We start from the raw sequence: 23,822 nt of genomic DNA, 5'->3' as shown, positions 1-23,822 counted from the left end.
CTACCGGTCCAAACCCTGCCGCGCAGGCAGATCTCGCAGATTGATCACGACGCAATACGCTCCCTAGAACCGGTTGCCGCCGGGGAGACGCACCGGGACGGTTCACCGGGAGACTCACCGCGTTCGGTGGCAGGTGGGCTTCCCGGTCGCCCCACCGGTGCCGCGCCGGGCGGCGGCCTCCGGGGCGCATGCCGCCCGGCGCGGGGTGAGTGCCGCGGCACTTGAAGTCTCTTGAAGATCACGAGACTTCTAGCGCATCTCGCGCACCGGACGGGACCCGAGTACGGCCAGACCGGTGAGCGCGAGCACCGCGGCCACCGCCCCGAACAGGGCGAGCGTGTCGACGCGGGCCAGCGCGCCGCACGCGATCAGGGACAGCGGGGCGGCGGCGTAGCCGAGGACCATGTCGACCGACACGACCCGGCTGAGCACGTCCTGGGGGATGTTCCGCTGGATCCAGCTGAGCCCGAACACGCCCTGGAACCCGATCGCGAAGCCCATGGCGAGCACCGTCGCCACGACGGCCGGGGTGCTGTGGACGAGGCCGAGCACGGCCATCCCGGCGCCCAGCCAGCCGGCCAGACCGGCCACGAGCAGGCCGACCCGGGGCCGGCCGCCGAGGGCGCCGCCGGCGAGCGTGCCGAGCATGGCACCGCCGGCGAGGGAGCCGTTCAGCACGCCCAGGGTGGCGGAGCCACCGCGCAGCACCTGGTCGGCGAGGGTGGCGAAACCGACCGTGAAGGGTCCGGCGTAGCAGAAGTTGACCGCGGTGTCGAGGGCGACGATCGTGCGCAGTCGCGGGTCGCGCAGGGTGAAGGTCACGCCCTCGCGGATCCGGTCGGCCAGGGACGTCCGCGGTTCCGTCCCGGCGGCCCCCGCACCGTTGTCCGCCGCCCGGCCGGCCGTCCGGGACCGGGTGCGGATGCTCGCCACGCACCAGCCGCACAGGGCGAAGCAGACGGCGTCGACCAGGAACGCCACCGGAGCCCGCGTCACGGCGATGACCAGGCCTCCGACGGCCGGCCCGGCCACGGCCGCGATCCGTGAGCCGGCGCCCAGCAGCGCGTTGGCCGGGGTCAGCAGGCTCTCGTCGACCACGGACGGCAGGATGGACACGCGCGCCGGCTGGAAGAAGGCGTCGACGGCACCGAACGCGGCGGCTGCCGCGCACAGCATCCACACCGTCAGCTGCCCCGTCAGCCCGGCCACGCCGACCCCGGTCATCAGCGCTGCCCGGGTCCAGCTGGAGGCGATCATCAGGGTGCGGGTGGACAGCGAGTCGCCGAGGCTGCCGCCGACCAGGGTCAGCAGTGCGCGGGGCACGGCCTGGAAGGCGAGGACGTAGCCGAGGGTGAGGGTCGAACCGGTCAGGCCGAGGGTGATCCAGGAGAAGGCGACGACGCTGAAGCCGTCGCCGAGCAGGGACAGCGACTGGCCCAGCCACAGGAGCTGGAAGGGCCGGTGCCGGGCGGGTGCCCACAGCCGCGGACCGGCTCCGGCGAGGGTGGTGGCCATGGTGTGCCTTTCGTCGTGCGGACGTGCGCGGAGGTCCGGTCAGTAGCGGACGGGCAGGGCGGTGAGGCTGCGGTTGAGGAGCGAGGGCTGCCAGGTGAGCCGGGCGCCGTCGGCCAGGGCGAGGTCCGGGTGGTCGCGGACCAGGGTCCTGACGGCCGCCACGGCGACCAGGCGGGCCAGGGCGGCGCCGATGCAGAAGTGGGCGCCGAAGCCGAAGCCGAGGTGGGTGGCGCCGGTGCGGCGGACGTCGAACCGGCCGGGGTCCGGGAAGCGGGCGGGGTCGCGGTTGGCGGCGGCGGTGACCAGGAAGATCCGGTCTCCGGCGCGCACGGTGCGGCCGTCCAGGTCGAGGTCGCGGGCGGCGGTGCGGATCGACATCTTCGACGGGCCGTCCAGGCGCAGCGTCTCCTCCACCGCACCCTGGGCCAGTTCCGGGTCCTCGCGGACGGCGGCGAGCGCGTCGGGGCGGGTGTGCAGGGCCAGGACGGTGTTGGCGATGAGGTTGCTGGTGGTCTCTCCGCCGGCGAACGCCATCTGGGTGAGCATGCCGACGAACTCCTCGGCGGTGACCGACTCCCCCACCCGGCCCTCGCCGAGGACCTGGCTGATCAGGTCGTCGGCGGGCTCGGCCCGGCGCCGGCCGACGAGGTCGGCGAGGTAGTCCTCCAGGCTCACGAGTGCCTGCAGGGAGGCCCGGTACTCGCTCTCCTCCTGGGCGGTGCCGAGGACGAGGTCGGCGACGCGGGCGTTCCAGTACCAGAAGGAGGGGGCGTCGGTGCGCGGGATGCCGAGCCAGCGGGCGAAGACCAGCGCGGGCAGGGGCTTGGCCACGTCGGCCATGAGGTCGCCGGTGCGGCCGGGGGCCGCCGAGCGGGCCAGGACCGCGCGGGTGGCCTTCTGCGTGAAGGTGCGGTAGCGGGCCACCGCCCGTGCGGCGAACGCCTCCTGGAAGACCTGGCGCAGTCTGCGGTGCTGTGGCGGGTCGTTGAAGACCATCCAGCGGGACAGGATCCCGAAGGCCCGTTCGGCGTCCGCGCGGGCGCCCTGCGGTACGGCGTCCATCAGGGGCCGCACCCGGTCGGCGGAGACCGCCGGGTCGCGCAGGCACCGCATCACCTGGTCGTATCCGGTGACGAGCCACGCGTGGTGCATGGGGCTCCAGTGCACCGGCGCGTGCGCGCGCAGGGCGTCGAGGTGCCCGTAGGGGTCGGCGACCATGTCCGGCGAGAGCAGGTACCGCTCGGTGAAGGCCGGGGCGGCGGGGTCCGGGGCGGCGGCGCGGGGGTCCCGTGCGGTGGACGGCCGCGGTGCGGTGGAGGGGACGCGTCCGGCGGTGGTCGTGGGGGCGGCAGTGGTCATCGGGCGTTCTCCGTCTCGAGGGCGGTGAGCAGTTCGGCGATCCCGGCCACCCTCGGCTCGGCCATCATCGACATGTGGTCGCCGTCGCTGATGTGCAGGGTGAGGCCGCCGGCGGCCGTCGCGCGCCAGCGCTCGACGTAGGTGTCGTAGTCGACGTCGAGACCCGGCATCGTGCGGCCGCGCGGGAGCCCGGCGGCCTCGCTGCCGACCACGAGGTGGATGTGGCCGGGGTACGGGCGGACCTCGTAGGCGGCGAGCGCGGCCAGCAGCGAGTGCCAGACCTCGATCGGCGCGCCCTCGACCAGGGCGGCCTCGGCGGGGCTCATGCCGGCGCCCAGCAGAGTGGCGGTCAGTTCGGCAGTCGTCCGGTCGCGTTGCGGGGACGGGGGCAGCTCGCGCAGGCGGTCGCGCAGCCGCAGGGCCGCGCGCAGGTCCTGGGTGACGCCGTTCAGCCGGGCGCGGGCGGCACCGTTGGGCAGGTACGGCTCGATCAGGACCAGGGGCGCGGTCGCGTGCCCCGCCCGGTGCAGCTGAGTGGCCATCTCCAGGGCGATGTTGGCGCCCATGGACCAGCCGAGCAGCGCGTGCGGGCCCTCGGCCTCGCGGTCGGTGATCTCGGCGACGTAGTTGGCGGCGATGCCCGTCACCGTGCTCGGGTCCACCCCGCCGAGCAGTCCGCGCGCCTGGAAGGCGTGCACGGGCCTGCCGGGCGGCAGGGCGCGGGCGAGCGGCACGAACCAGGCGGCGCTGCCGCCGGTGGGGTGCACGCACCACAGGGGCTTCCCCGCGCCGTCACGCAGCCGCACCTCGGAGGTGACGGCGGAGGGCAGTTCCGCCTCCGCGGTGCGGGTGGCGTGCGCGGCGAGCCGGGCGACGGTCGGATGCTCGATCAGGTCGCCGACGGAGACGGTGAGCCCGCGTCCGGCGGCCATCAGGGAGACGCGGACGGTGGACAGCGAGCTGCCGCCGATGCGGAAGAAGTCGTCGTGGACGCCGATGCGGGACAGCCCGAGGACCTCGCGCCAAATCTCGGCGAGGATCTTCTCCACCGGGGTGGCGGGAGCGACGTACTCGGTGTCGTTCCGGGCGAGTTCGGCCGGTGGGAGCGGCAGGGCCCGCTTGTCGATCTTTCCGCTGCGGTTGACCGGCATCTCGCCGAGGACGACGAACCGGGCGGGCACCATGTAGGCGGGCAGCGTGGACCGCAGGGCGCGGCCCAGGTCCCCGGGGGCGGGCTGGTCCGGGCCGTGCACGACGAGGTAGGCGACGAGGGCCGGTTCGCCGGGCAGGTCGGTGCGGTGCAGGACCACCGCCTGGCGGACCTCGGGCAGCTGCCGCAGCGCGTGCTCGATCTCGCCGAGTTCGATGCGGAAGCCGCGCAGCTTCACCTGCGCGTCGCGGCGTCCGAGCCACTCCACCGAGCCGTCGGGCCGGTGGGTGCCGAGGTCGCCGGTGCGGCACAGCCGTGCGCCGGGCGGGCCGTAGGGGTCGGGGACGTAGGTGGCGGCGGTGAGCGCGGGCCGGCCGAGGTAGCCGCGGCCCACGGCGTGCCCGCCGAGGTGGATCTCTCCGGGGACGCCGGCCGGGACCGGCTGGAGGTCGTCGTCCAGGACGTGGATGCGCGTGTTGCGGATCGGCGTGCCGATGGGCGGGGTGCCCCGGCCGGGGCTCAGTTCGGCGGCGACGGACCACACGGAGGTCTCGGTGAGGCCGTAGACGTTGTGGAAGCGCCGGCCGCGGGCCCAGACGTCGGCCAGTTCGGCCGGGCAGGCCTCGCCGGCGACCTGGAGGACCCGCAGCTCGGGGAAGTCGTCGTCCCCGAGGACGGCGAGGGCGCTGGGCGGCAGCATGGCGCAGGTGACGTGGGCGTCGCGCAGGGTGCGGGCGAGATCGGGGCCGGGGCGCAGCTCCTCCGGGGGCGCGGTGACCAGCCTGCCGCCGTTCGCCAGGGACCAGGTCATTTCCAGGATCGAGGCGTCGAAGCCGAAGGACGCGAACTGCAGCACCCGGTCGCCGGTGGTGGGGCGTACCAGGTCGCGCTGGCCCTCGATCATGTTGGACAGGCCCCGGTGCGGGAGCGCGACGCCCTTGGGGACGCCGGTGGAACCGGAGGTGTAGATGACGTAGGCGAGGGTGTCGGCGTCGGGTTCCCCGCCGGGGACCGGGTCCACCGGCTCCGCGGGGGCGTCCAGGTGGATCACCGGTCCGGCGAACGGCACCCGGCCGTCCAGCTCCCGCTGGGTCAGCAGCGCCCGCATTCCGCTGTCGCCGGCCATGAACGCGAGCCGTTCGGTGGGGTGCTGGGGGTCGAGGGGCAGGAACGCGCCGCCCGAGCGGAGCACGCCCAGGGCGGCGCGCACCAGGTCGGGGCCGCGTTCGGCGCAGATGCCGACGACGGTCTCCGGACCGACCCCGAGCCGCCGCAGCCGGCGCGCCAGTTGCTCCGCCTGCTCGTGCAGTTCGCCGTAGGTCAGGTGCTGTCCCCGGTGCTCGACGGCTACCGCGTGCGGGGTCCGGGTGGCGTGGGCGGCGACGTGCTCGTGGAACAGCAGGGGGGAGGCCGGGATCCGCGGTCCGCGTGCCCACACGTCGAGGGCGGTGGCGCGGGCGTCGCCGGTGAGCGCCGGGCGGGTGACGCGGGCGTGCGGGTCGGCGACCATGGCCTCCAGCTGGGCGCAGTACACGTCGGCCAGCTGTTCGGCGGTGGCGGGTGCGACGAACGCGGGGTCGGCGTCCAGGGTGAAGGCGTTGACGCTCGCGTTCACCAGCAGGGGGAACATGGTCCGGGCGATCTCCAGGGAGTCGTCCCAGGACTCGTGTGAAAGGCGGTGGAAGTTGACGTAGTTGAAGACGGCGTCGGTCAGGCCGGGCTCGGTGGGCCGGAGCCGGGCGATGCGGACGAGCGGGACCCTGCGGTGCGGGAGCATCTCCTGCTCGGCGGCGAAGACGTCCCGCAGGAGGGCGAGCCAGCTGCCGCGCGGCCGTGCCACGCCGAACGGCACGGTGTTCAGGAACAGCCCGCGCATCCGGTCGGCGCCGGGCAGTTCGGGCCGCCCGTTGGTGACCAGGCCGATGCTGTGGCCGGACACGCTGTCGTCGCGCTCGGCGAACAGGCTCATGGTGTGGTGGAACGCCGCGATCAGGACGGTGCGGCGGGGCACTCCGGCCCTTCTGGCCAGGGATCCGATGCGTTCGGCGAGATGGGCGTAGGAGCGGCGGACCTCGTGCACGGGCGGCTGGTCGGTGGCCTCGCCCGCCGGGCGCCGGCGGAAGGTCACGGGCCGCAGTGCGGCGAGCCGTTCGCGCCAGTAGCCGAGGGACTCCTCGCTGGTCACGGCCGCGCGTTCGAGGGCGACGTACTCGGCGAAGGCCGGGGCGTGCGGGGGTTGCGGGGTGGTGCGGTGGGCGACGGCCTCGCGGTGCAGGGCGAGCAGGTCGGCGACGAGGGAGGTCAGGCTCCAGCCGTCCAGGACGACATGGCAGTCGGTGAGGACGAGCCGCAGGTCGTGGTCGGTGATGTGGTGCAGGTGGATGCGGACCAGGGGCGCGGTGGCGAGGTCGAAGCGGTGCTCGAACTCCGCGTCGACGAACCGGCGCAGCCGCTCACGCTGCTCCTCGCGGGGCAGCGCGCGCAGGTCGGTGTAGCCGACGGGCAGGTGGGCGGTGCGGTGGACGAGTTGGAGGGGCTCGCGATAGGTGACGAGGTCCACGGAGGTGCGCAGGATGGGATGCGCGGCGACGACCGCGTCCACGGCGGCCTGGAAGGCGCCGAGGTCGAAGCCCTCGGGGACGGTGATCTTCAGGTCGGTGACGTTGTGGTAGGCGCCGCGGCGGGGGTCGGCGAGCATCTCGTGCAGCATCCCCGCCTGGAGCATGGTGAGCGGGTAGGCGTCCGCGAGCCCGTCGGGCAGGCGGCCGGCGTCGGCGGGGTCGAGCTGGGAGAAGGGGGCGACCGGGTCGGGGGCGTCGGTGACGTCGGTGACGAGGGCGGCCAGGTCGGCGAGCGTGCGGGCGCGGAACACGTCGGCGACGGTGAGGCCGAGTCCGGCGGGGCGGCCGAGGCCGACCAGGCGCAGCGCGAGGATGGAGTCGCCGCCCAGGTCGAAGAAGTTGTCGGTGCGGCTGACGTGCTCGGCCCCGAGTACCCGGCTCCACACCCCGGCCAGGGCCTCCTCCACCGGGCCCTCGGGCGGCACGTGGGCGCGTCGGCCTGTCGAGGCGGACGCGATGGGCGCGACGGCGGTCAGCGCGGCCCGGTCCACCTTGCCGTTGGCGGTCAGCGGCAGCCGCTCGTGGCGGACGAACAGCGCCGGCACCATGTACGCGGGCAGGGTCAGTCCGAGGCCCGCGCGCAGGGCGGGCGGGTCGAGGGGGCGGCCCTCCGGGGTGACGACGTGGGCGACCAGGCGGGCGGTGTCACCGTCGCGGCGGGCCACCACCGCGACGTCGGCGACGCCGGGCAGGGCGCGCAGGGCCGTCTCGATCTCCCCGGGTTCGATGCGGTAGCCGCGGATCTTGACCTGGTGGTCGGCGCGTCCGACGTAGGCGAGTTGACCGTCCGGCAGGACCCGGACCAGGTCCCCGGTGCGGTACATGCGGGCGCCGGGCGGGCCGAACGGGTCGTCGAGGAAGCGTTCGGCGGTCAGCTCGGGGCGGTTGCGGTAGCCGCGTGCCACGCCGCCGCCCGCGACGTACAGCTCACCGACGCTGCCGGGAGGCACGAGCCGGCCGAAGGAGTCGAGGACGTAGCCGTGCTGTCCGGCGAGCGGGCGGCCGATGGGCGAGCGGACGGTCCCGTCGACGTCGTCCTCGGTGATCGTGCGGAGGGTGACGTGGACGGTGGTCTCGGTGATGCCGTACATGTTCACCAGCGCGGGCTTGTGTCCGGGGGTGGTGAACCAGTCGCGGTAGTCGCGGACGTCGAAGGCGTCGCCGCCGAAGACGACCGTGCGCAGGGGCAGGTCGGCGAAGGAGGCGCCGACGTCCGCGAGGTGGGCGCGCAGCCCCTTGAAGGCGGCCGGCGTCTGGTTGAGGACGGTGACGCGCTCCTCGCGCAGCACCCGGTGCACGGTGCCCGGGTCGCGTACCTCGTCGCCGGTGAGGACGACGACGCGTCCGCCGCTGGTGAGCGGTGCCCACAGTTCCCAGACGGAGAAGTCGAAGGCGGGCGAGTGCATCAGGGTCCACACGTCGGCGGGCCCGAAGCCGAAGTGCCGGTCGGCCGCGTCGAGCAGCCAGGCCAGGTTGGCGTGGGTGATCTCGACGCCCTTGGGGCGGCCGGTGGAGCCGGAGGTGTAGATGACGTAGGCGAGGTCGCCGGGGTCCGGGAGGACGTCGTCGGCCGGTGCCGGCGGGCCCGCGGGCTCGGCGTCGAGGACGACCAGGCGGGCGGGCAGGTCCTCCACGGCGCGGCGGGTGGCGGTGTCGGTGACGATCAGGTCGATGCCGGAGTCGGTGACGGTGAAGGCGCGGCGTGCCGCGGGGTGGGAGGGGTCGAGCGGCAGGTAGGCGGCACCGGCGCGCCACACGGCGAGCAGGGCGACGGCGAGGTCGGGGGTGCGGTCGAGGCAGACGCCGACGAGTGAGCCGGGGGTGACCCCGGCGGCGCGCAGCCGTCGTGCCAGGCCGCTGGCGGCGGCGTCGAGCCGGGCGTAGGTCAGGCTGCGCCGCCCCGCGCCGACGGCGGCGGCGTGCGGGGTGCGGCGGATGTGCTCGGCGACGCGTTCCGGGGCCGTGCGCGGGGCGGTGGTGAGCCGGTGGCCGGCGTTCGCGGGACCGTCGGGGCCGAGGAGGTGGGCCCGTTCGGCCGGGGTGAGGGGGTCGATCGCGCTGAGCGGGAGGTCGGGGGTGGCGTGGAACGCCTCCAGCAGGGCGAGGGTGTGCCGGGCCAGGGCGGCGACGGAGGCGTCGGAGAACAGGTCGGGCCGGTAGACGAGGACGAGGTCGGTGCGCCCGTCGCCCTCGCGGAGGTCGAGGGTGAGGTCGAACTTGGCGGTGGTGAGGTCGATCCGGTAGGGCGTCCCGGTCGCCCCGCCCAGGACGAGGTCGGTGCCGCCTGTGTCGGTGTGGGTGTACAGGACCTGGACGAGCGGGTTGCGGGCCAGGTCGCGCTGCGGGCTGAGGGCTTCGACGACCTGCTCGAACGGCAGCGACTGGTGGGAGAAGGCTTCCAGGACGCGGTCCCGGGTGCGGGTGAGCAGCGTGGCCGGGGTCGGATCGTCGGAGAAGTCGCCGCGGAGCACCAGGGTGTTGACGAAGAAGCCGACGAGCTGTTCGGTCTCGGCCCGCTCGCGGTTGGCGACGATTGTGCCGACGGCGATGTCGCGCTGTCCGCTGTGGAAGGCCAGCGCGGCCTGGAAGGCGGCCAGCACCGTCATGTACGGCGTCGTGCCGGCCCGCCGGCCGAGGTCGGCGAGCGCGCCGGTCAGCTCGGGCGGCAGGGTGAGGGTGTGCGCGGCGCCGAGACCGCCGGGGGTGTCGGGGCGCGGGTGGTCGGTGGGCAGGTCCAGCGGGGTGAGGCCGGCGAGCCGGGAGCGCCAGTGGTCGAGGGAGGCGGACTGGTCGCGCTCGCGCTGCCAGATCGCGTAGTCGGTGTAGTCGAGGGGCAGTTCGGGCAGGTGCGCGGCAACGCCGCCGATGCGGGCCCGGTACAGCTCGGTGAGGTCGCGGACGATCAATGAGAGGGACCAGCCGTCGGAGACGATGTGGTGCATGCCGAGGACGAGGACGTGGTCGTCGGCGGCGGCGCGGACCACGGTGGCCCGGAAGGCGGGTTCGCGGGCGAGGTCGAAGGGCCGGACGGCGGCGGCGTGCACGGCGGCGGCCACGCGCCGCTCGCGGTCCTCGCCGGGCGGTCCGGTCACCTCCACCACGTCCGGTTCCGTCCCGTCGGCGGACAGGACCCGCTGGTACGGGATGCCCTCGTGCTCGGGGAAGACGACGCGCAGTTGCTCGTGCCGGGCGACGAGGTCCGCGACGGCGGCACGCAGGGCCGCCAGGTCCAGGGGGCCGGTGAAGCGCCACGCCGCCGGCAGGAGGTAGGTGGGGGTACCGGGGTCGAGCCGGTCGAGGAAGTACAGGCGCTGCTGGGCCGCGGACAGCGGGATCCGGTCGGGACGGGGCCGGACCCGGCCCGGCCCGTCGTCCCGTGCGGCGCCCTGGCCGCGCAGCCGCTGCTCCAGCAGCCGCCGGGCGGCCGGGGACAGGGCGGCCTTCGGGGCCGGGGAGCCGGGTCGCACGTCGGATGTGGTCATGAGGGCACTCCGATCTCAGAACGGGGGTGAGGGGGCGGGGCGGGGGTGGTGGCGCCCTCAGAGGTCGGCGGTGAGCGACAGGTCGATGTCGTCGTCGCTCATCCGGGAGATCAGCTCCAGCAGCCTGCGCTCCACCTCGGCGGCCAGCCGCTCCACGGTGGGGTGCTCGAAGAGGTCGCGGACCGCGAGCGGGCAGTCGAACGCGGTGCGCAGGCGGGAGGCGACCGCCACCGCGCGCAGGGAGTGACCGCCCAGGGCGAAGAAGTCGTCGTGGACGCCCGCCCGGGGCAGGTCGAGCACCTCGCACCAGATCTGCGCGACGACCGTCTCGGCGGGGGTGCGCGGCGCCACGAAGGCGTGCGGGGCGCGGGCGGCGGGCTCGGGCAGGGCAGCGGTGTCCAGCTTGCCCTGCACGGTCAGCGGCAGGGAGTCGAGCAGGACGAACGCCGAGGGGACCAGGTAGTGCGGCAGGTGCGCCCGGCAGTGCGTGTCCAGGGACTCCTCCGACAGTCCGCTGCCCGCGGTGTATCCCACCAGGGCGGCTTCGCCGTGCAGGGTACGGACGACCACGGCCGCGCCCGTGACACCGGGGTGGCGGCGCAGCACCGCCTCGGCCTCGGCGGGTTCGACGCGGAATCCGCGGATCTTGACCTGGTCGTCGTTGCGGCCGAGGAACTCCAGCTCGCCCGAGGGAAGTCGGCGTACGACGTCACCGGTGCGGTAGAGGCGCCCGCCGGGTCGGCCGAAGCCGTCGGGCACGAACCGCTCGGCGGTCAGCGCGGGGCGTCCCAGGTATCCGCGCGCCAGCTCGGCACCGCCGACGAGGAGTTCACCGGGCAGTCCGTCCGGTACCGGCTCGCCCAGGGCGTCGACGACGTAGGAGCGGCGGCTGCCGAGCGCACGGCCGATGGGTACCCGGCCGCGCGGGAGGGTGTCGACGGTGTGCGCGGTGGCGGAGATCACGGCCTCGGTCGGCCCATAGGTGTTGATCACGGGGACCGAGGGCAGGTGGGCGAACCAGCGCTCCAGCGGGTCGGCGGGCAGTGCCTCCCCTCCCGTGACCAGCAGCCGCAAGGAGGCGAGGTGGGGCGCCAGGACGTCCAGGCGAGCGACGAGTTCCGCCCAGTAGGAGGGGGTGAGTTCCATGACGGTCACCCGCTCCTCGGCGACGCGGGCGGCGAGCTGTTCGGGGGTCCATATCTCGTCCGGGCGGACCACGACCGTCGCCCCGGTGGCGAGCGCCGGGAGGATCTGCTCCAGGGAGGCGTCGAACGAGGTCGAGGCGAAGGTGAGCACCCGGTCGTGCACGGTGAGCGCGAACTTCTCGCGGGCGGTGGCCACATGGGCGTCCAGCGCGTGGTGCTCGACACCGACCGCCTTGGGCAGGCCGGTGGAGCCGGAGGTGAAGATGACGTAGGCGAGGGAGTCGGGGTCGGGCGTGTGGCGGGGGCCGTCGTGGTCGGGCCGGACGTCGCGGACGTCGGTCGAGGCGACTCCGAGCGCCGTCACGGTGTCCCGGGTGCCCGCGTCGGACACCACGTGCCGTACTCCGGCCTCCCGCAGCATGTGGCGCAGCCGTTCGGCGGGCAGCCGGGGATCGAGCGGCACGTACACGCCGCCCGACCGCCACACGGCGAGCATCGCGGCGACGGACCACACGCCCCGGCCCACGCACACCCCCACGGCGTCGTCCGCGCGCACGCCCGCGGCGGCCAGGGCCGCGGCGAGCCCGCCGGCCAGGGCGTCCAGGCGCCCGTGGTCGAGGGTGGTGCCCTCGCAGACGACGGCGGGTGCGTCCGCGTCGCCCGCGACGCGGAACCGCGGCGCGGGTGCGGCGTCCGTCCCGGCCGCGGCCACAAGCCGCTCACGCTCGTCGGCCGTGAGCAGGGAGGCCGTGTCGACGGGGGTTCCGGGGCCGGCGAGGAGGGCCTCCAGCATCCGGCCGACGTGGTGGGCGAAGCGCGTGGCGGTGGCCGGGTCGAACAGGTCGGCGGCGTACTCGACGTTGAGGGCGAACCGGTCCGGGCGGACCACGTACGTGGCGGTGAGGTCGAACTTGGCCGACCCCCAGGGCAGCGTGAAGTCCCCCGCGTCCGGTCCCGGCAGGCCGGTGCCGCCCGTCGAGGCGTCCTGGACGTCGACCATGACCTGGAACAGGGGGTTGCGGGACAGGTCGCGTTCCGGGCGCAGTCGCTCCACCACCCGCTCGAACGGCACCTCCTGGTGGTCGAACGCGCCCAGGACGGTCTCCCGGACCCGGTCCACGAGGGCGGCGAAGGTCGGGCGTCCGGACAGGTCCGTGCGCAGCACCACCGTGTTGACGAAGAAGCCCACGAGCGGCTCCAGTTCGAGTCGGCCGCGCCCGGCGACGGGCGTACCCACCGACACGTCGTGCTGTCCCGTCCAGCGGGCGAGGACCGCCTGGGCGGCGGCCAGCAGCACCATGAAGCGGCTGGCGCCGTGTTCGCGGGCGCAGGCGTCCACGCGTTCCACGAGGTGCGTGGGCAGGTCGACCTCGACGGCGCCGCCCCGGCCGGTGAACACGGCCGGGCGCGGCCGGTCCGTGGGCAGCTCCAGCACGGGGGCGCCGTCCAGGGTCTGCTCCCAGTAGGCCAGTTGGGGTTCGAGAGCCCCGCTGTCGGCGCGGTCGCGTTGCCAGACGGCGTAGTCGGCGTACTGGACGGGCAACGGGGACAGCTGCGCGCTCCGGCCGGTCCTGCGCGCCGCGTAGTGCCGGGCGAGTTCGTCCAGCAGGACGCCCTTGGACCAGCCGTCGGTCACGGCGTGGTGGAGGGCGAGGAGGACGACGTGGTCGTCGTCGGCCAGCTCCCACACACCGGCCCGCAGCAGGGGTGGCCGGGCGAGGTCGAAGCGGCGCGTGGCATGGGCGGCGGCGGCCCTGCGGACCGCCTCCAGGCGGGACTCACCGTCCGGGGCGCCGGGGGCGGGCGCCCAGTGGAGCGGGACCGTCATCGGGTCGCACACCTGCTGCACGGGGCGGCCGTCGGACTCCACCAGCGCCGTGCGCAGCACCTCGTGCCGCTCCACCAGGTCGTCCAGTGCCTGCTGCCAGGCGGTGCGGTCCAGGCCTCCGCGTGCCCGCCAGCAGTACCACAGCAGGTAGGAGTCGCCCCGGTCGGAGGTGCGGTCCAGGAACCACAGGCGTTCCTGGGCGAACGACAGCGGCAGCGGCCGGTCGCGGTCGACGGGCAGCACCTCGGTGGCCCCGAAGGAGCGAGCGGCGCTCACACGGGGGGCGAAGCCCCGGACGGTGGGGTGCTCGAACACGGTGCGCAGTTCGATGTCCCGGCCCAGCCGCTGGGCGATCCTGGAGACCGCCATGGTGGCGAGCAGCGAGTGCCCGCCGAGGTCGAAGAAGCTGTCGTCGATGCCGATCCGGTCCAGGCCCAGGACGTCGGCCCACACCTCGGCGACGATCCGCTCCGTCTCGTCGCGCGGGGCGGCGTCGCCGGCGACGCCCGCGGGGCGGGTGCGGACCGGGTCGGGCAGGGCGGATCGGTCGAGCTTGCCGGAGACGCCGACCGGCAGCGCGTCCAGGACGGCGAAGTCGGAGGGCACGGCGTAGTGCGGCAGATGGCGCGCGCACCAGGCGCGCAGCTGTGCCGGGTCCGGCGCGCCGGGCGCGTCCGCCGCCGGTACGACGTAGCCGACCAGGCTGCGTCCGGTGGCGTGGTCGGGGCGGCAGGCCGCGGCGGCGACGAGCGGGCAGGCGCGCAGCACGGTCTCGATCTCGCCGAGTTCGATCCGGAAGCCGCGGATCTTCACCTGGTCGTCGTGGCGGCCCACGAACTCCAGGTCGCCGCCGGGCTGCCAGCGCACGAGGTCCCCGGTGCGGTACAGGCGGGCGCCGGGCGGCCCGTAGGGGTCGGGCACGAAGCGTTCGGCGGTCAGCGCCGGCCGGTTCAGGTAGCCGCGGGCCACTTCCGTGCCGCCGATGAGGAGTTCGCCGCAGACCCCGACCGGGACCGGTTCGCCGTCGGCGTCGGCCACGTACACCCGCCGGTCCCCCAGGGGCCGGCCGATGGGCACGCTGCCCGCGGGGGGCTCGTCGGCGTCGTAGGTGGTGGCGGTGACGGTGGTCTCGGTCGGGCCGTAGGCGTTGCACACCCGCGCCCAGGGCACCGCGGCGCGCCAGGCGGCGAGGGTGTCGGGCGGCACGGCCTCGCCGCCCAGGACCAGCAGCCGCAGCGAGGCGAGGGCCGCGGCCTGCCTCCGGTCGAGGGAGAGCGTCAGTTCCGACCAGTAGGTGGGCGGCACATTGACGACGGTCAGTTCGTGCCGCCGGACGATCTCGGGGACCCGGGTGGGCAGCCAGGGCTCGTCGGGGCGCAGGACGACGGTGGCGCCGGTGGTGAGGGCGGGCAGCACCTGGTCCAGGGAGGCGTCGAAGGAGAAGGAGGCGAAGGCGAGCACCCGGTCGGCGGCGGTGATGCCGAGCCGCTGCCGGACGGCGGCCACGTGGGAGGCGAGCGCGGCGTGTTCCACGCCCACCGCCTTGGGCCGGCCGGTGGACCCGGAGGTGAAGATGACGTGGGCGAGTTCGCGGGGGTGGGGCCGGTGGCGGGGGCCGTCCGCGTCCGGGGTGACACCGGTGACGTCGACCGTGACGGGGGCGAGGCCGGTCGCGGTGGCGGCGGTCGCCGGTTCGGTGACCACGCAGGCGAGCCGGGCCTCCTCCGCCATGAACCTCAGCCGCTCGGCGGGCAGTTCGGGATCAAGCGGAACGTAGGAGCCGCCGGCCCGCCAGACTCCCTCGATGGCGGCGACCGACCAGGTGCCGCGGCGCAGCAGGACGCCCACCGGGCTGCCCGTGGTGACTCCGGCCGTCCCGAGCGCCACTGCGAGACCCCCGGTCAGGGCATCGAGTTCGCCGTAGGTGACGCTCTGCCCGCCGCAGCGCAGGGCGGTCGCGTCGGGCGGCCCGGAGTAGACGACCGGGGGCGGCGGCCCGGAGGGCCGGTCGGCTGCCCGGTGCCACTCCGGGCGGGGGCGGGCCGGCGCCCCGGGTCCGGTGGGCAGCGCACGGGCCAGTTCCTGCACGGGTGTGTCGGGGTCCGCCAGGACGGCGTGCAGCAGTGCCGGGTAGGCCCGGGCGAACGCGCGCATCGTGCCCGGGTCGAACAGGGCGGTGGCGTACTGCAGGACTGCGGCGATGCTGCCGTCGGTGCGCAGGGTCAGGTCCAGGAAGACGTCCAGCGGGGTCTCGGTGAGCGGCGGCTCGACGAGGGTCACGTCCAGGCCGGTCATCCGGATCGGCCGGATCGGGGTGTTGAGCAGGGTGAACGACGCCTGGGCGAGGGGATGCCGGGACAGGTCGCGGGAGCCGCCGAGCGCCCCGACGACGAGGTCGAAGGGGGCCTCCGCGTGCGCGAGGTCGGCCGGGACCCGGCCACGGACCCGGTCCAGCAGCGTGGCGAAGCCGGGCCCGCCGGACAGGTCCGTGCGCAGCACGACGGTGTTGACGAGCGGGCCGATCAGCGCGTCGGATCCGCGCTGGACGCGGTCGGCGAGCGTGCTGCACACGGCGACGTCGGTACGGCCGGACCAGTGGGCGAGGAGCGCCTGGTAGGCGGTGAGCAGCACCATGTAGCGGGTGGCGCGCCGGGAACGGGCCAGGGTGTCGACGGCGGCGACCAGGTCGGCGGGCAGATCGAAGCGGAGGACGTCGCCCGATCCGTCCCAGAGGCGGGGACGCGGCCGGTCGGTGGGCAGGTCGAGCGGGCCGAGCCCGTCGAGCCGGTCCCGCCAGTGGGCGAGCAGGCGCTCCAGGCGCTCGCCCGAGAGGCGTTCGCTCTGCGCGCGGGCGAGGTCGGCGTACTGCACGGCGGGTGGGGCGACCGGTTCGCCGCGGTAGCCCGCGGCGAGTTCGTCCAGCAGGACTCCCCACGACCAGCCGTCCACCGCGATGTGGTGCACCTCGACGAGGAGGACGTGCTCGTCGGGCGCCACCCGGGCCAGTGTCGCCCGGATCGGATGCTGCGCGGACAGGTCCACGGGGCGGCCCAGGCAGCGCTCGAACAGGTCGGCGGGGCCGGTCACGTCGGTGTGTTCGAGCATCACCGGTGCCGGTGGGTCCACGACCGGTACCGGCTCGCCGTCGACGGCCGTGAACCGGGTGCGCAGGACCTCGTGCCGGGCCACGATCGCGGACAGCGACCGTTCCAGGCGGGCGGTGTCCAGGCGGCCACGTAGCCGCAGCGCCAGCGGGAGCATCGATCCGGTGGAGGAACCGGCCAGCTGGTCCAGGAACCACAGCCGGCGCTGCGCGAAGGATGCGGTGCGCACGTCCACGTCGTTCGGTGCCCCGTCAGGGGCCGGGCCTGTTGTCACTGTGAGCCTCCCAGCCGTGTTTTGCAGCAGACTGCCGTCGGCTGGGCGCGCCCCATAGGGAAGAAGACGCAGCACCACCGGCAGACCGGGCTGCCGTTCCGGTGGGAGGCGGGCGGGCACCGTGGTCCCGCCGCACTGGACGAACACCGTCACCCTGTGCGCCCGGCGCAGCCCGGCCGAGGCCGCGGACGGCGCCTCCGGCGTCACCACCAGGCCCGCCACACTGCGGCTGGCCGTGGCGATCCCCGGCCGGATACGGCCGCCCGATCGGCTGCCGGTACGCGTCATCGGCCACGATCACGTTCACCCTCGTGCGGTCGATCCGCACCTGCTCCAGCTGTTCGGCGACTTCGGGCGGCGCACCCCCGCCTGACCGCAGCGGGCGGACCGCCTCGCCTCCTTCGCGCGTCGTCCCGGGCGGACATCGAGTGTGGGGCAGGTGCGGGAAGGTGCCCCAGCAGCCCGTGTCCGACAGATACGGGCGGGTTGTCAGGCAGGTACGGCTGGGTTCGGCCCGACGGCACCCGCTGAACGCCGGAGGGGGCAGCCGGGCGGATGGGCGCCCGACCGCCCCCTCCGGGCGGTGCGGTCAGTTCTCGGGCCGGACGAGCGTGCTGACGTCGGTGTTGGCGCCACACAGCACCACGCAGATCCTCTCGCCGCTGCCGGGCCGGTAGCCGCGACTCGGTGCGGTGGGGCGGGTGGGCGGGTCCTGGTCGGTGACGTGCCGGTCGGGGGAGGCGAGCGCGGCCAGGGCGGTGGCTGCGCCGTGCTCGACGGCGACGCGGCGGTGGTCCCACAGCGCCTGGCGGGCTCGGACGATCTCGCCGTCCGGCACGAGGACGGAGTGGACTCGGTCCTGCCGTGCGGCGTGCAGCGCCATGGCGGAGGTGCGGCGGGCGCCGAGGGAGTCGGCGGCGATCGAGTCCACGGTGACGTCGACCGGGTGGCCGGCCTCGATCGCGGCGTTCAGAGCGCGGCAGTTCTCGGGTTCCACGGCCACGGTGCGGATGCCGTGGTGCTGGGCAGCGGTGGCGACGCCGGCGAAGAGGCCGCCGCCGCCGACCGCGACCACCACCGTGTCCAGGCCGGGGATCCGAGCGTGGATCTCCTCCAGCAGCGTGCCGGCCCCGGCGGCGATCAGCGGGTGGTCGTAGGCGTGTGAGGCGAGCGCGCCGGTGGTCGCGACGAACTCCTCGCAGGCGGCCAGGGCCTCGGCGTACTCGGAGCCGACCAGCCGTACCTCGGCGCCGTGGCCGCGCAGCCGGGCCACCTTCACCTCCGGGGCGGTGGTGGGCAGGAAGACCGTGGCGCGCACACCCTGCTGCTGGGCGGCCCACGCGCACGCGAGACCGGCGTTGCCCCCGGAGGCGATGGTCACCCCGGCGTCGGGCAGGGTGCCGGCGGCGCGGTGGGCTTGGAGGAAGTTCTGCGCGCCGCGGGCCTTGAAGCTGCCGGTGTGTTGCATGAACTCCAGCGCCAGCCACACCTCGCAGGTCCCGGCGGGCCGGTCGTCCAGGGGGTCGCGGCGGACGGTGCGGATGGCGCCGGAGTCGACCGGGGTCAGGGTGACGGGGCGGACGCGTCCGGCGATCCGGTCGGTGGCGGTCTTGATGTCGCCGTAGGTGAGCTGGTCCACTTCGTCGCTCCTGCTGATGGTTGGTCACGACCGGGCGATGAGCCGGCCGGTGGGGGTCGGGCCCGGGAAGAGGGCGGACACGGTCCTCCGGCCGCCCGGGTTCGGTTCGATCGCATGGAGGTCCGCGGGGCTGGACAGCAGCCCGTCGCCCAGCTGCGGGGGCGGGCTCACCCGCCGGCACCGCTCGACCGCCTCGGAACGGCAGCCGTACGCCTCGCGGTGCTGTCCGGGACGGGGAGGCCGGCGACGCGGACGGCCGCGAGGGTGCCGCTTGGTGAAGGCCGCGCCGTCCGCCGCGCTGAACGTCGGGTCGAGCGCCGTGGTGCGTGGCATGCCGCCTCCGTGAGGAGAGTAGCCTGGCGTGGCGATACGCCGTACCGTACGCTGACTCGCATGCCAAGGCAATCCACTTCCCTGGACCTCGTGACTCCCGAACGGATCGCCGAGCAAGCCCTGTCGATCGTGGATCAGGACGGGCACACCGCGCTCACCTTCCGAACCCTGGCCGCCGCGCTGGACATCTCGGTGGCCTCGCTCCAACGCCGGTGCACCGACCTGGCCGGGCTGCTCGACCTGGTCACCGACCACCTCGCCGCTCGCCTCCCCGAGATCCCGCCCGGCACCGACTGGGCCACGGCCACCGAGCGGCGGTTCACCGCGCTGTACGAGCTGCTGACCGCCCATCCGGGCCTGGTCGCCCTGCGCGGCGGACGCCCGTGGCTCGGCCCTCACCTGCTCAAGCGCCTGGTGGAACCGCAGCTCGCCGACTCGATCGCCGCCGGCATGCCCCCCGAGGACGCGATCGTCACCTATCGGCGGCTGTACCTGCTGACCCTGGGCAGCGCGAGCTTCGTCGACCACCGCGACCCGAAGTCCGCCCAAGCCGCCACCCGCAGGGCGCTGGCCGCGCTGGACCCGGAGGAGTTCCCGGCGCTGACCGGGCACCTGGCGGCGATCCTGCCCGCGGTGGTCGACCACGAGGTCTACCACGGCGCGCTCCGCCAGCTCGTCACGGCAGCCGCCCCGGACCGGGCCTGTTCGTGACGTACACCCGGTCCCGGCTTCCTTTCGCGTGACAGGAAGCCGGTGACCTCGTACGGGCAGCGCGGGCCACTGCGTTGCCGCGCTGCGGTCGTCGGCCTCACCAGCGTCCGGCAGACGGCCCCGACCGGGACGCGGGACCTCGGCGTCTCACCCGGCCCTGCCGCTCCGCAGGTCAGGACGTCGCCCGGGGCGGGTGCGGACCGCCAGGTAGCCGGTCAGGCCACCCAGCACGATGCACAGCGGCGAGTACAGCGCGAGGTCCCAGTGCCGGAACCCGGCGGGAACGTCCCGCAGGTCGAGGCCGGACACCAGCAGGCCGCCCAGTCCACGGGCGGCCAGCACGCCGGAGAGCGTCCACAGACCCGTCCGCACCAGCCGCGAGGGGGCGAGTCGGTGTGCCGGCCGGGCGGCCGTGACCACGAGCCACGCGCCCGCGCCGAGCAGTCCGGCGACCGCCAGTGTCGCGGGGGTCGACGGCAGCCCGCTCTCATCGACGCCGACCACGACGGCCGCGAACTCGGCGCGGGTGGCCAGCGGCCAGGGGGAGACGGTCCACACCGCGTGCAGGGCGCCCGCCGCCGCCAGGCCGACGGCTGCGACTCCGGCCGCGGCGCGGGCGCCGCCGCCCGCGCCGGCCCCCGTGCCGCTTCCCGAGTGGTTTCCCGTACTGCCGCCCGCGCCGCCCGCCGAACCGAGCAGCCACTCCATGGCCTTCATGCTGCCGCCCTTCCTCACTCCACAGGTCTGCCACCGGCACCGGGGCAGTTCCATGCACCACTGTATGGATATTCCGTACAGTACTGTATGGGGCATGGCGAAGGGCAAGGTCAGCAAGGACGACTGGACGATGGCGGCACTGCGGGCGCTCGCCCGCGGCGGGGTCGCCGCAGTGGCGGTGGACGTACTCGCCAGGGAACTCGGCGTCACCCGTGGCAGCTTCTACTGGCACTTCGAAAACCGGGAGGCCCTCCTCGTGGCCGCCCTCGAAACCTGGGAGCGGCACGGTACGGCGGAGGTCATCGCGACCGTGCGGGAGGAGGCCGACCCCCTGGCGCGCGCCCGGACCCTGTTCGCCGAGGCGCTGGGGGACGAGAAGATCGCCGGACTGGAGCCGGCCCTCGCCGCGCAGACCGGCCATCCCGCAGTCGCCGAGGTCGTCGCGCGCGTCACCCGGGCCCGGCTCTCCTTCCTCGAAGAGGTGTGCGCCGGCCTCGGCTTCGGACCACGGGACGCCCGCCATCGGGCCCTCGCCGCGTACGCCGCCTACCTGGGCTGGCTCGAACTCCGCAGGACGGCACCCGACTCGGCCCCCGAAGCGCAGCTCCAGGGCCCCGGCTCCGCCGCCGCCCTCGACCACCTGGTCGACATGGTTCTCGCGCCGGGTGGCACCGGCACCGTACCGGCGTGAAGATCATCGGCGACCGCCGGCGGCACCCGGCGGGCGCCGCGGACACCAGGGTCACGCACGGTGAGGGCACGCACCGACCGCATCCGGCGTCCCGTCGTTCCACGAGACGGGGCAGCGGGAATCCTCCCCTCCCCCCGGCGTCACAGCGGGCGAACGACGTGCGACGCCACGCCGCGCACGAGCCTCCGGGTGGCGCCGTGCGCCGGCCCCGGGACCCGGCGCACGGCGGCGCGGCGACGCCTCGTCACAGCGGCTGCGCGACCGTGACCAGCCACCGCTCCAACTGCTCCGCCTGCCCCCGCATGACGTCGGGGTCGCGGAAGGTGTGGGTGAGCAAGGACGCGCCCTGGAAGACGGAGACGAGGGTGAGCGCCAGATCGCGCGCCTCCTCCTGCTTGCCCAGGAGTCGGAACTGCTCCCCCGCCCAGTCCACGTACTCGCCCATCAGTGCTGCGGCGGCCGTGTCGAGGCCGTCCTCGTGCTTGCCGAGTTCCGAGCAGAGCGTGCCGTGGGGGCAGCCGTGGCGGGACACGTCCGCCCCGGAACGCGCCAGGGACCGGGCGAACGCCTTCAGCCGGTCCAGGGGGAACGGGTACTGACGCTCCAGTGAGGCCAGTTCGGTCCGGATCGCCTCGGCGTGGGCGGCGATCACCGCCCGGACGAGTTCGTCCTTGGTCTTGAAGTAGTAGTAGACGTTGCCCAGCGGGACGTCCGCCGCGGCGGCCACCTTCGCCAGCGAGGTGCGCGCCACGCCGTTCTGGTGCAGAAGCTCGGACGCCGCCCCGACAAGCCGCTCCCGCTTGCCTCCGGCCCTGGTCCGCTGTGAGTCGGTCATCAAACCGAACGATACCTCTTGCGCAGCCGCCCTCACCTCGGTTTAAGTTAGTCATCCAACTAACTCGCGAGGAGGGCGCCGACGTGCCGGGACGGGCCACGCCACGCCGGCACCCGGCGGCAACCGCGGAGCCCTCCCCCCGACTGCACCGCGCCCTCGCCCCGCGCACCCGATCCGCCGGCCCCCGGTGCCGGCACACCCCGTCCCACCTGCGGAAGGAAGTTCCACGATGAACACCGTTTCCGAGTACGGTCCCTGGGCCGTCGTCACCGGAGCATCGTCCGGGATCGGCAGGGCCGTCGCCGAGCATCTCGCCGCCGAGGGGGTGCACCTCGTCCTCGCCGCCCGGTCCACCGGACGCCTGGAGGAACTGGGCCGCCGTCTCACCCGGGAGCACGGCGTCCGGCACCGGGTGGTCACCGTCGACCTGAGCCGGACCGACGGCGCCGCCACCCTGCTGCAGACCGTCGGTGATCTCGACGTCGGCCTGCTCGTGTCCAACGCCGGCGCGGGCCGCCCCGGCCGGTTCCTCGACCAGGAACTCGACGACCTCCGAGCCCGCCTCACCCTCAACACCACCACGCACCTGGAACTCGCCCACGCGTTCGGACACCGGTTCGCCGCCCGCGGCAGGGGTGCCATGCTGCTCGTCTCCGCCCTCGGAGCCCTCCACGGCCTGCCGCACATGGCGCACGAAAGCGCCTCCAAGGCCTACGTACTGCACCTCGGCGAGGCACTGCACCACGAACTCGCCCCGGCCGGGGTCGCCGTCACCGTCATGCTGCCGGGCAACGTGGACACACCGATCATCGACGCCCTCGGCCTGGACCGCGGGCGCCTGCCCCTGCGCCCCCTGCCCGTGGAGACCGCCGTCCGTCAGGCCTTCGAGGCCCTGCGCCGACGACGCACCACCGTCATCCCGGACCGGAGGCTGCGCGCCGCGACCCGGCTCACCCCCCGGGCCCTGTCCATCCGGATGAACGGGCGCATGCTCGAACAGGCCGCACGCAACCTCGACGCCCGCCGGCCCGCCACCGAACCGCACACCGGCGACGGAGGCTGATCGGCACCGGCCTGCTCGCACGGCTCGCTGCGGGCCGCCCACCGTCCCCCGATTGCGCCGACGGGCGGCCGCCAACCGCCAACCGGCAACCGACGACGGCTGACGGCTGACGGCTGACGGCTGACAACACCACGTCGGGAACCGCTCCCCGCCGGTGCGTCCGCCCTCCCGGGACGGTGTCCACGCTGCCGGACCCGTGCAGTGGACAACACCCCGGGCCGCGTGGTCGCCCGCGCCCGCGCCCCGGGCGGGCGGGCGGTCCGACGGGGGTCCTGTCCGGGGCCGGTCCGTCCGACAGGGATGTGTGACAGTGCGGGCCCCGCCTCGTTGAGTCCGACGAACGCGACGAGCGCCGGACGGACCGGGCGGGCAGAGCCGCGTGCTGCCCCCTGCACGGCACCCCCGCCCCGGCCCCGTCCCGCCTCGTCGCCACCGCCGGTCCGAAAGCGAAGGCTCACCCATGGCATCCCTCCCACTGCCCGGACGTCCGGGACCCCTCGGCAGTGCGACGAGCCCGCGGCCGGCGCGTGGCCGGCGGTGTTCCGAAGGCACGCGACGAGAGAGAACCCCATGGAACACCTGGTCGACGCCGAGATCCTCATGGACTTCCTGGCCGGAGACGATCTCGAATACCCCATTCCGGTGCGGATGCTGTACCACGGATGTGATCCGCTGGCGGTCCGACTCACCTTCGCCCTGCCCGGGGACACGCCCGTCACCTGGTACGTGGCCCGCGAACTGCTGCTGGAGGGACTGCTGCGGCCGGCCGGCGAGGGGGACGTCCGCGTTCTCCCGGCACAGAGCCGGCACCCGGACGCCGTGCTGATCCACGTCCGCGTCTGCGAGGAAGAGGCGCTGTTCCGCACCTCCGTGCCGCCCCTGCTGGCGTTCCTCGACCGTACCGGCATGGTGGTGCCGGTCGGCCGCGAGGATCTGCACCCGTGCTTCCAGGAGCACCTCGACGACGAACTCGACGCGATCATCCGGACCTCGCTGTGACGCGGTGAGTGCTGCCGCGGGCGAACACTCCCCCTGCGCCCGGAGCCGGACACGGTTCACGTCCCGCTCAAGGCACTCCTCGCTCACACCGCTCACGACCACACGCTGTCAGACCTCCAGACCCCGGGAATGACAGCGTCCCCGCACGACACCGCCCGACCCCATGCGCCTCTGCACGACTCCACACGCCCGTGCGCGACCCCACGTGGCACCGCACGCTCCGCGTGATCCAGCACAGCCAGGCGCGGCGCGGCAACCACGCCGCCCACCGATCGAACAGACGGTCCGTCATGCGTTCGATCCGTTCGGTGCCCCTGACAAGTGCCGCACGGCTCAGTCGTCCAGGTCCTTCCGGC

General features: G+C 74.6%; 13 protein-coding genes. 5 read left to right on the top strand and 8 right to left on the bottom strand.

The genetic code is table 11. The features are described 5' to 3' along the window. Positions 1 to 249: 249 nt before the first annotated feature. Genes I3F54_RS28580 through I3F54_RS28565 form a run of 4 tightly spaced genes read right to left on the bottom strand, consistent with a single transcriptional unit; the run spans position 250 to position 16,433 of the window. Entirely contained in the window at positions 250 to 1,515 is a 1,266-nt protein-coding gene (locus I3F54_RS28580; RefSeq protein WP_240121811.1) for an MFS transporter, read from the bottom strand. Positions 1,516 to 1,554: 39 nt separating this feature from the next. After that, complete coding sequence (locus I3F54_RS28575) at positions 1,555 to 2,874, bottom strand: cytochrome P450 (protein WP_275676970.1); 1,320 nt, start codon at positions 2,872 to 2,874, stop codon at positions 1,555 to 1,557. Next, positions 2,871 to 10,127 (bottom strand): non-ribosomal peptide synthetase, encoded by a 7,257-nt coding sequence (locus I3F54_RS28570; protein ID WP_240121810.1) that lies wholly within the window; start codon positions 10,125 to 10,127, stop codon positions 2,871 to 2,873. Before I3F54_RS28570 ends, I3F54_RS28575 begins: the two co-directional genes overlap by 4 nt. Before the next feature lie 57 nt (positions 10,128 to 10,184). Then, complete coding sequence (locus tag I3F54_RS28565; protein ID WP_240121809.1) at positions 10,185 to 16,433, bottom strand: non-ribosomal peptide synthetase; 6,249 nt, start codon at positions 16,431 to 16,433, stop codon at positions 10,185 to 10,187. A gap of 166 nt (positions 16,434 to 16,599) precedes the next feature. On the opposite strand from I3F54_RS28565, the gene I3F54_RS28560 reads away from it, so the two are divergent. After that, entirely contained in the window at positions 16,600 to 16,851 is a 252-nt protein-coding gene (locus tag I3F54_RS28560; protein ID WP_240121808.1) for a hypothetical protein, read from the top strand. A 216-nt stretch (positions 16,852 to 17,067) separates the two neighbouring features. On the opposite strand, the gene I3F54_RS28555 is transcribed toward I3F54_RS28560, so the two are convergent. After that, positions 17,068 to 18,117, bottom strand: coding sequence for a threonine/serine dehydratase (locus I3F54_RS28555; protein ID WP_240121807.1), 1,050 nt, complete (start codon positions 18,115 to 18,117; stop codon positions 17,068 to 17,070). 24 nt (positions 18,118 to 18,141) lie between these two features. Beyond that, positions 18,142 to 18,450: a hypothetical protein gene (locus I3F54_RS28550; protein WP_240121806.1), complete on the bottom strand. Its 309-nt coding sequence runs from the start codon at positions 18,448 to 18,450 to the stop codon at positions 18,142 to 18,144. 60 nt (positions 18,451 to 18,510) lie between these two features. On the opposite strand from I3F54_RS28550, the gene I3F54_RS28545 reads away from it, so the two are divergent. Further along, complete coding sequence (locus tag I3F54_RS28545) at positions 18,511 to 19,161, top strand: TetR/AcrR family transcriptional regulator C-terminal domain-containing protein (RefSeq protein WP_240121805.1); 651 nt, start codon at positions 18,511 to 18,513, stop codon at positions 19,159 to 19,161. 147 nt (positions 19,162 to 19,308) lie between these two features. Here the strand turns inward: I3F54_RS28545 and I3F54_RS28540 are convergent, their stop codons facing one another. Next, entirely contained in the window at positions 19,309 to 19,878 is a 570-nt protein-coding gene (locus I3F54_RS28540; protein WP_240121804.1) for a DUF3995 domain-containing protein, read from the bottom strand. A gap of 94 nt (positions 19,879 to 19,972) precedes the next feature. Here I3F54_RS28540 and I3F54_RS28535 point away from each other — a divergent pair, with 94 nt between their 5' ends. Further along, a complete protein-coding gene (locus I3F54_RS28535; RefSeq protein ID WP_240121803.1) occupies positions 19,973 to 20,569 on the top strand; it encodes a TetR/AcrR family transcriptional regulator in 597 nt (198 codons plus the stop codon). 244 nt (positions 20,570 to 20,813) lie between these two features. Here I3F54_RS28535 and I3F54_RS28530 read toward each other — a convergent pair whose 3' ends face one another. After that, positions 20,814 to 21,404 (bottom strand): TetR/AcrR family transcriptional regulator, encoded by a 591-nt coding sequence (locus tag I3F54_RS28530; RefSeq protein ID WP_240121802.1) that lies wholly within the window; start codon positions 21,402 to 21,404, stop codon positions 20,814 to 20,816. 229 nt (positions 21,405 to 21,633) lie between these two features. Between I3F54_RS28530 and I3F54_RS28525 the strand changes: the two genes are divergently transcribed. Both I3F54_RS28525 and I3F54_RS28520 read left to right on the top strand, forming a co-directional pair. Then, entirely contained in the window at positions 21,634 to 22,467 is an 834-nt protein-coding gene (locus I3F54_RS28525) for an SDR family oxidoreductase (protein WP_240121801.1), read from the top strand. Positions 22,468 to 23,037: 570 nt separating this feature from the next. Then, positions 23,038 to 23,466 carry an SsgA family sporulation/cell division regulator gene (locus I3F54_RS28520; protein ID WP_240121800.1) on the top strand — a complete coding sequence of 143 codons (429 nt, stop codon included), beginning with the start codon at positions 23,038 to 23,040 and terminating at the stop codon, positions 23,464 to 23,466. The last annotated feature ends 356 nt before the right edge of the window (positions 23,467 to 23,822 follow it).

The sequence above is a fragment of the Streptomyces sp. MUM 2J genome, assembly GCF_022414535.1.
Taxonomy (GTDB): Bacteria; Actinomycetota; Actinomycetes; order Streptomycetales; family Streptomycetaceae; genus Streptomyces.
The sequence above is the reverse complement of the archived record's forward strand: the minus strand, read 5'-3'. Positions and strand labels throughout refer to the sequence as shown.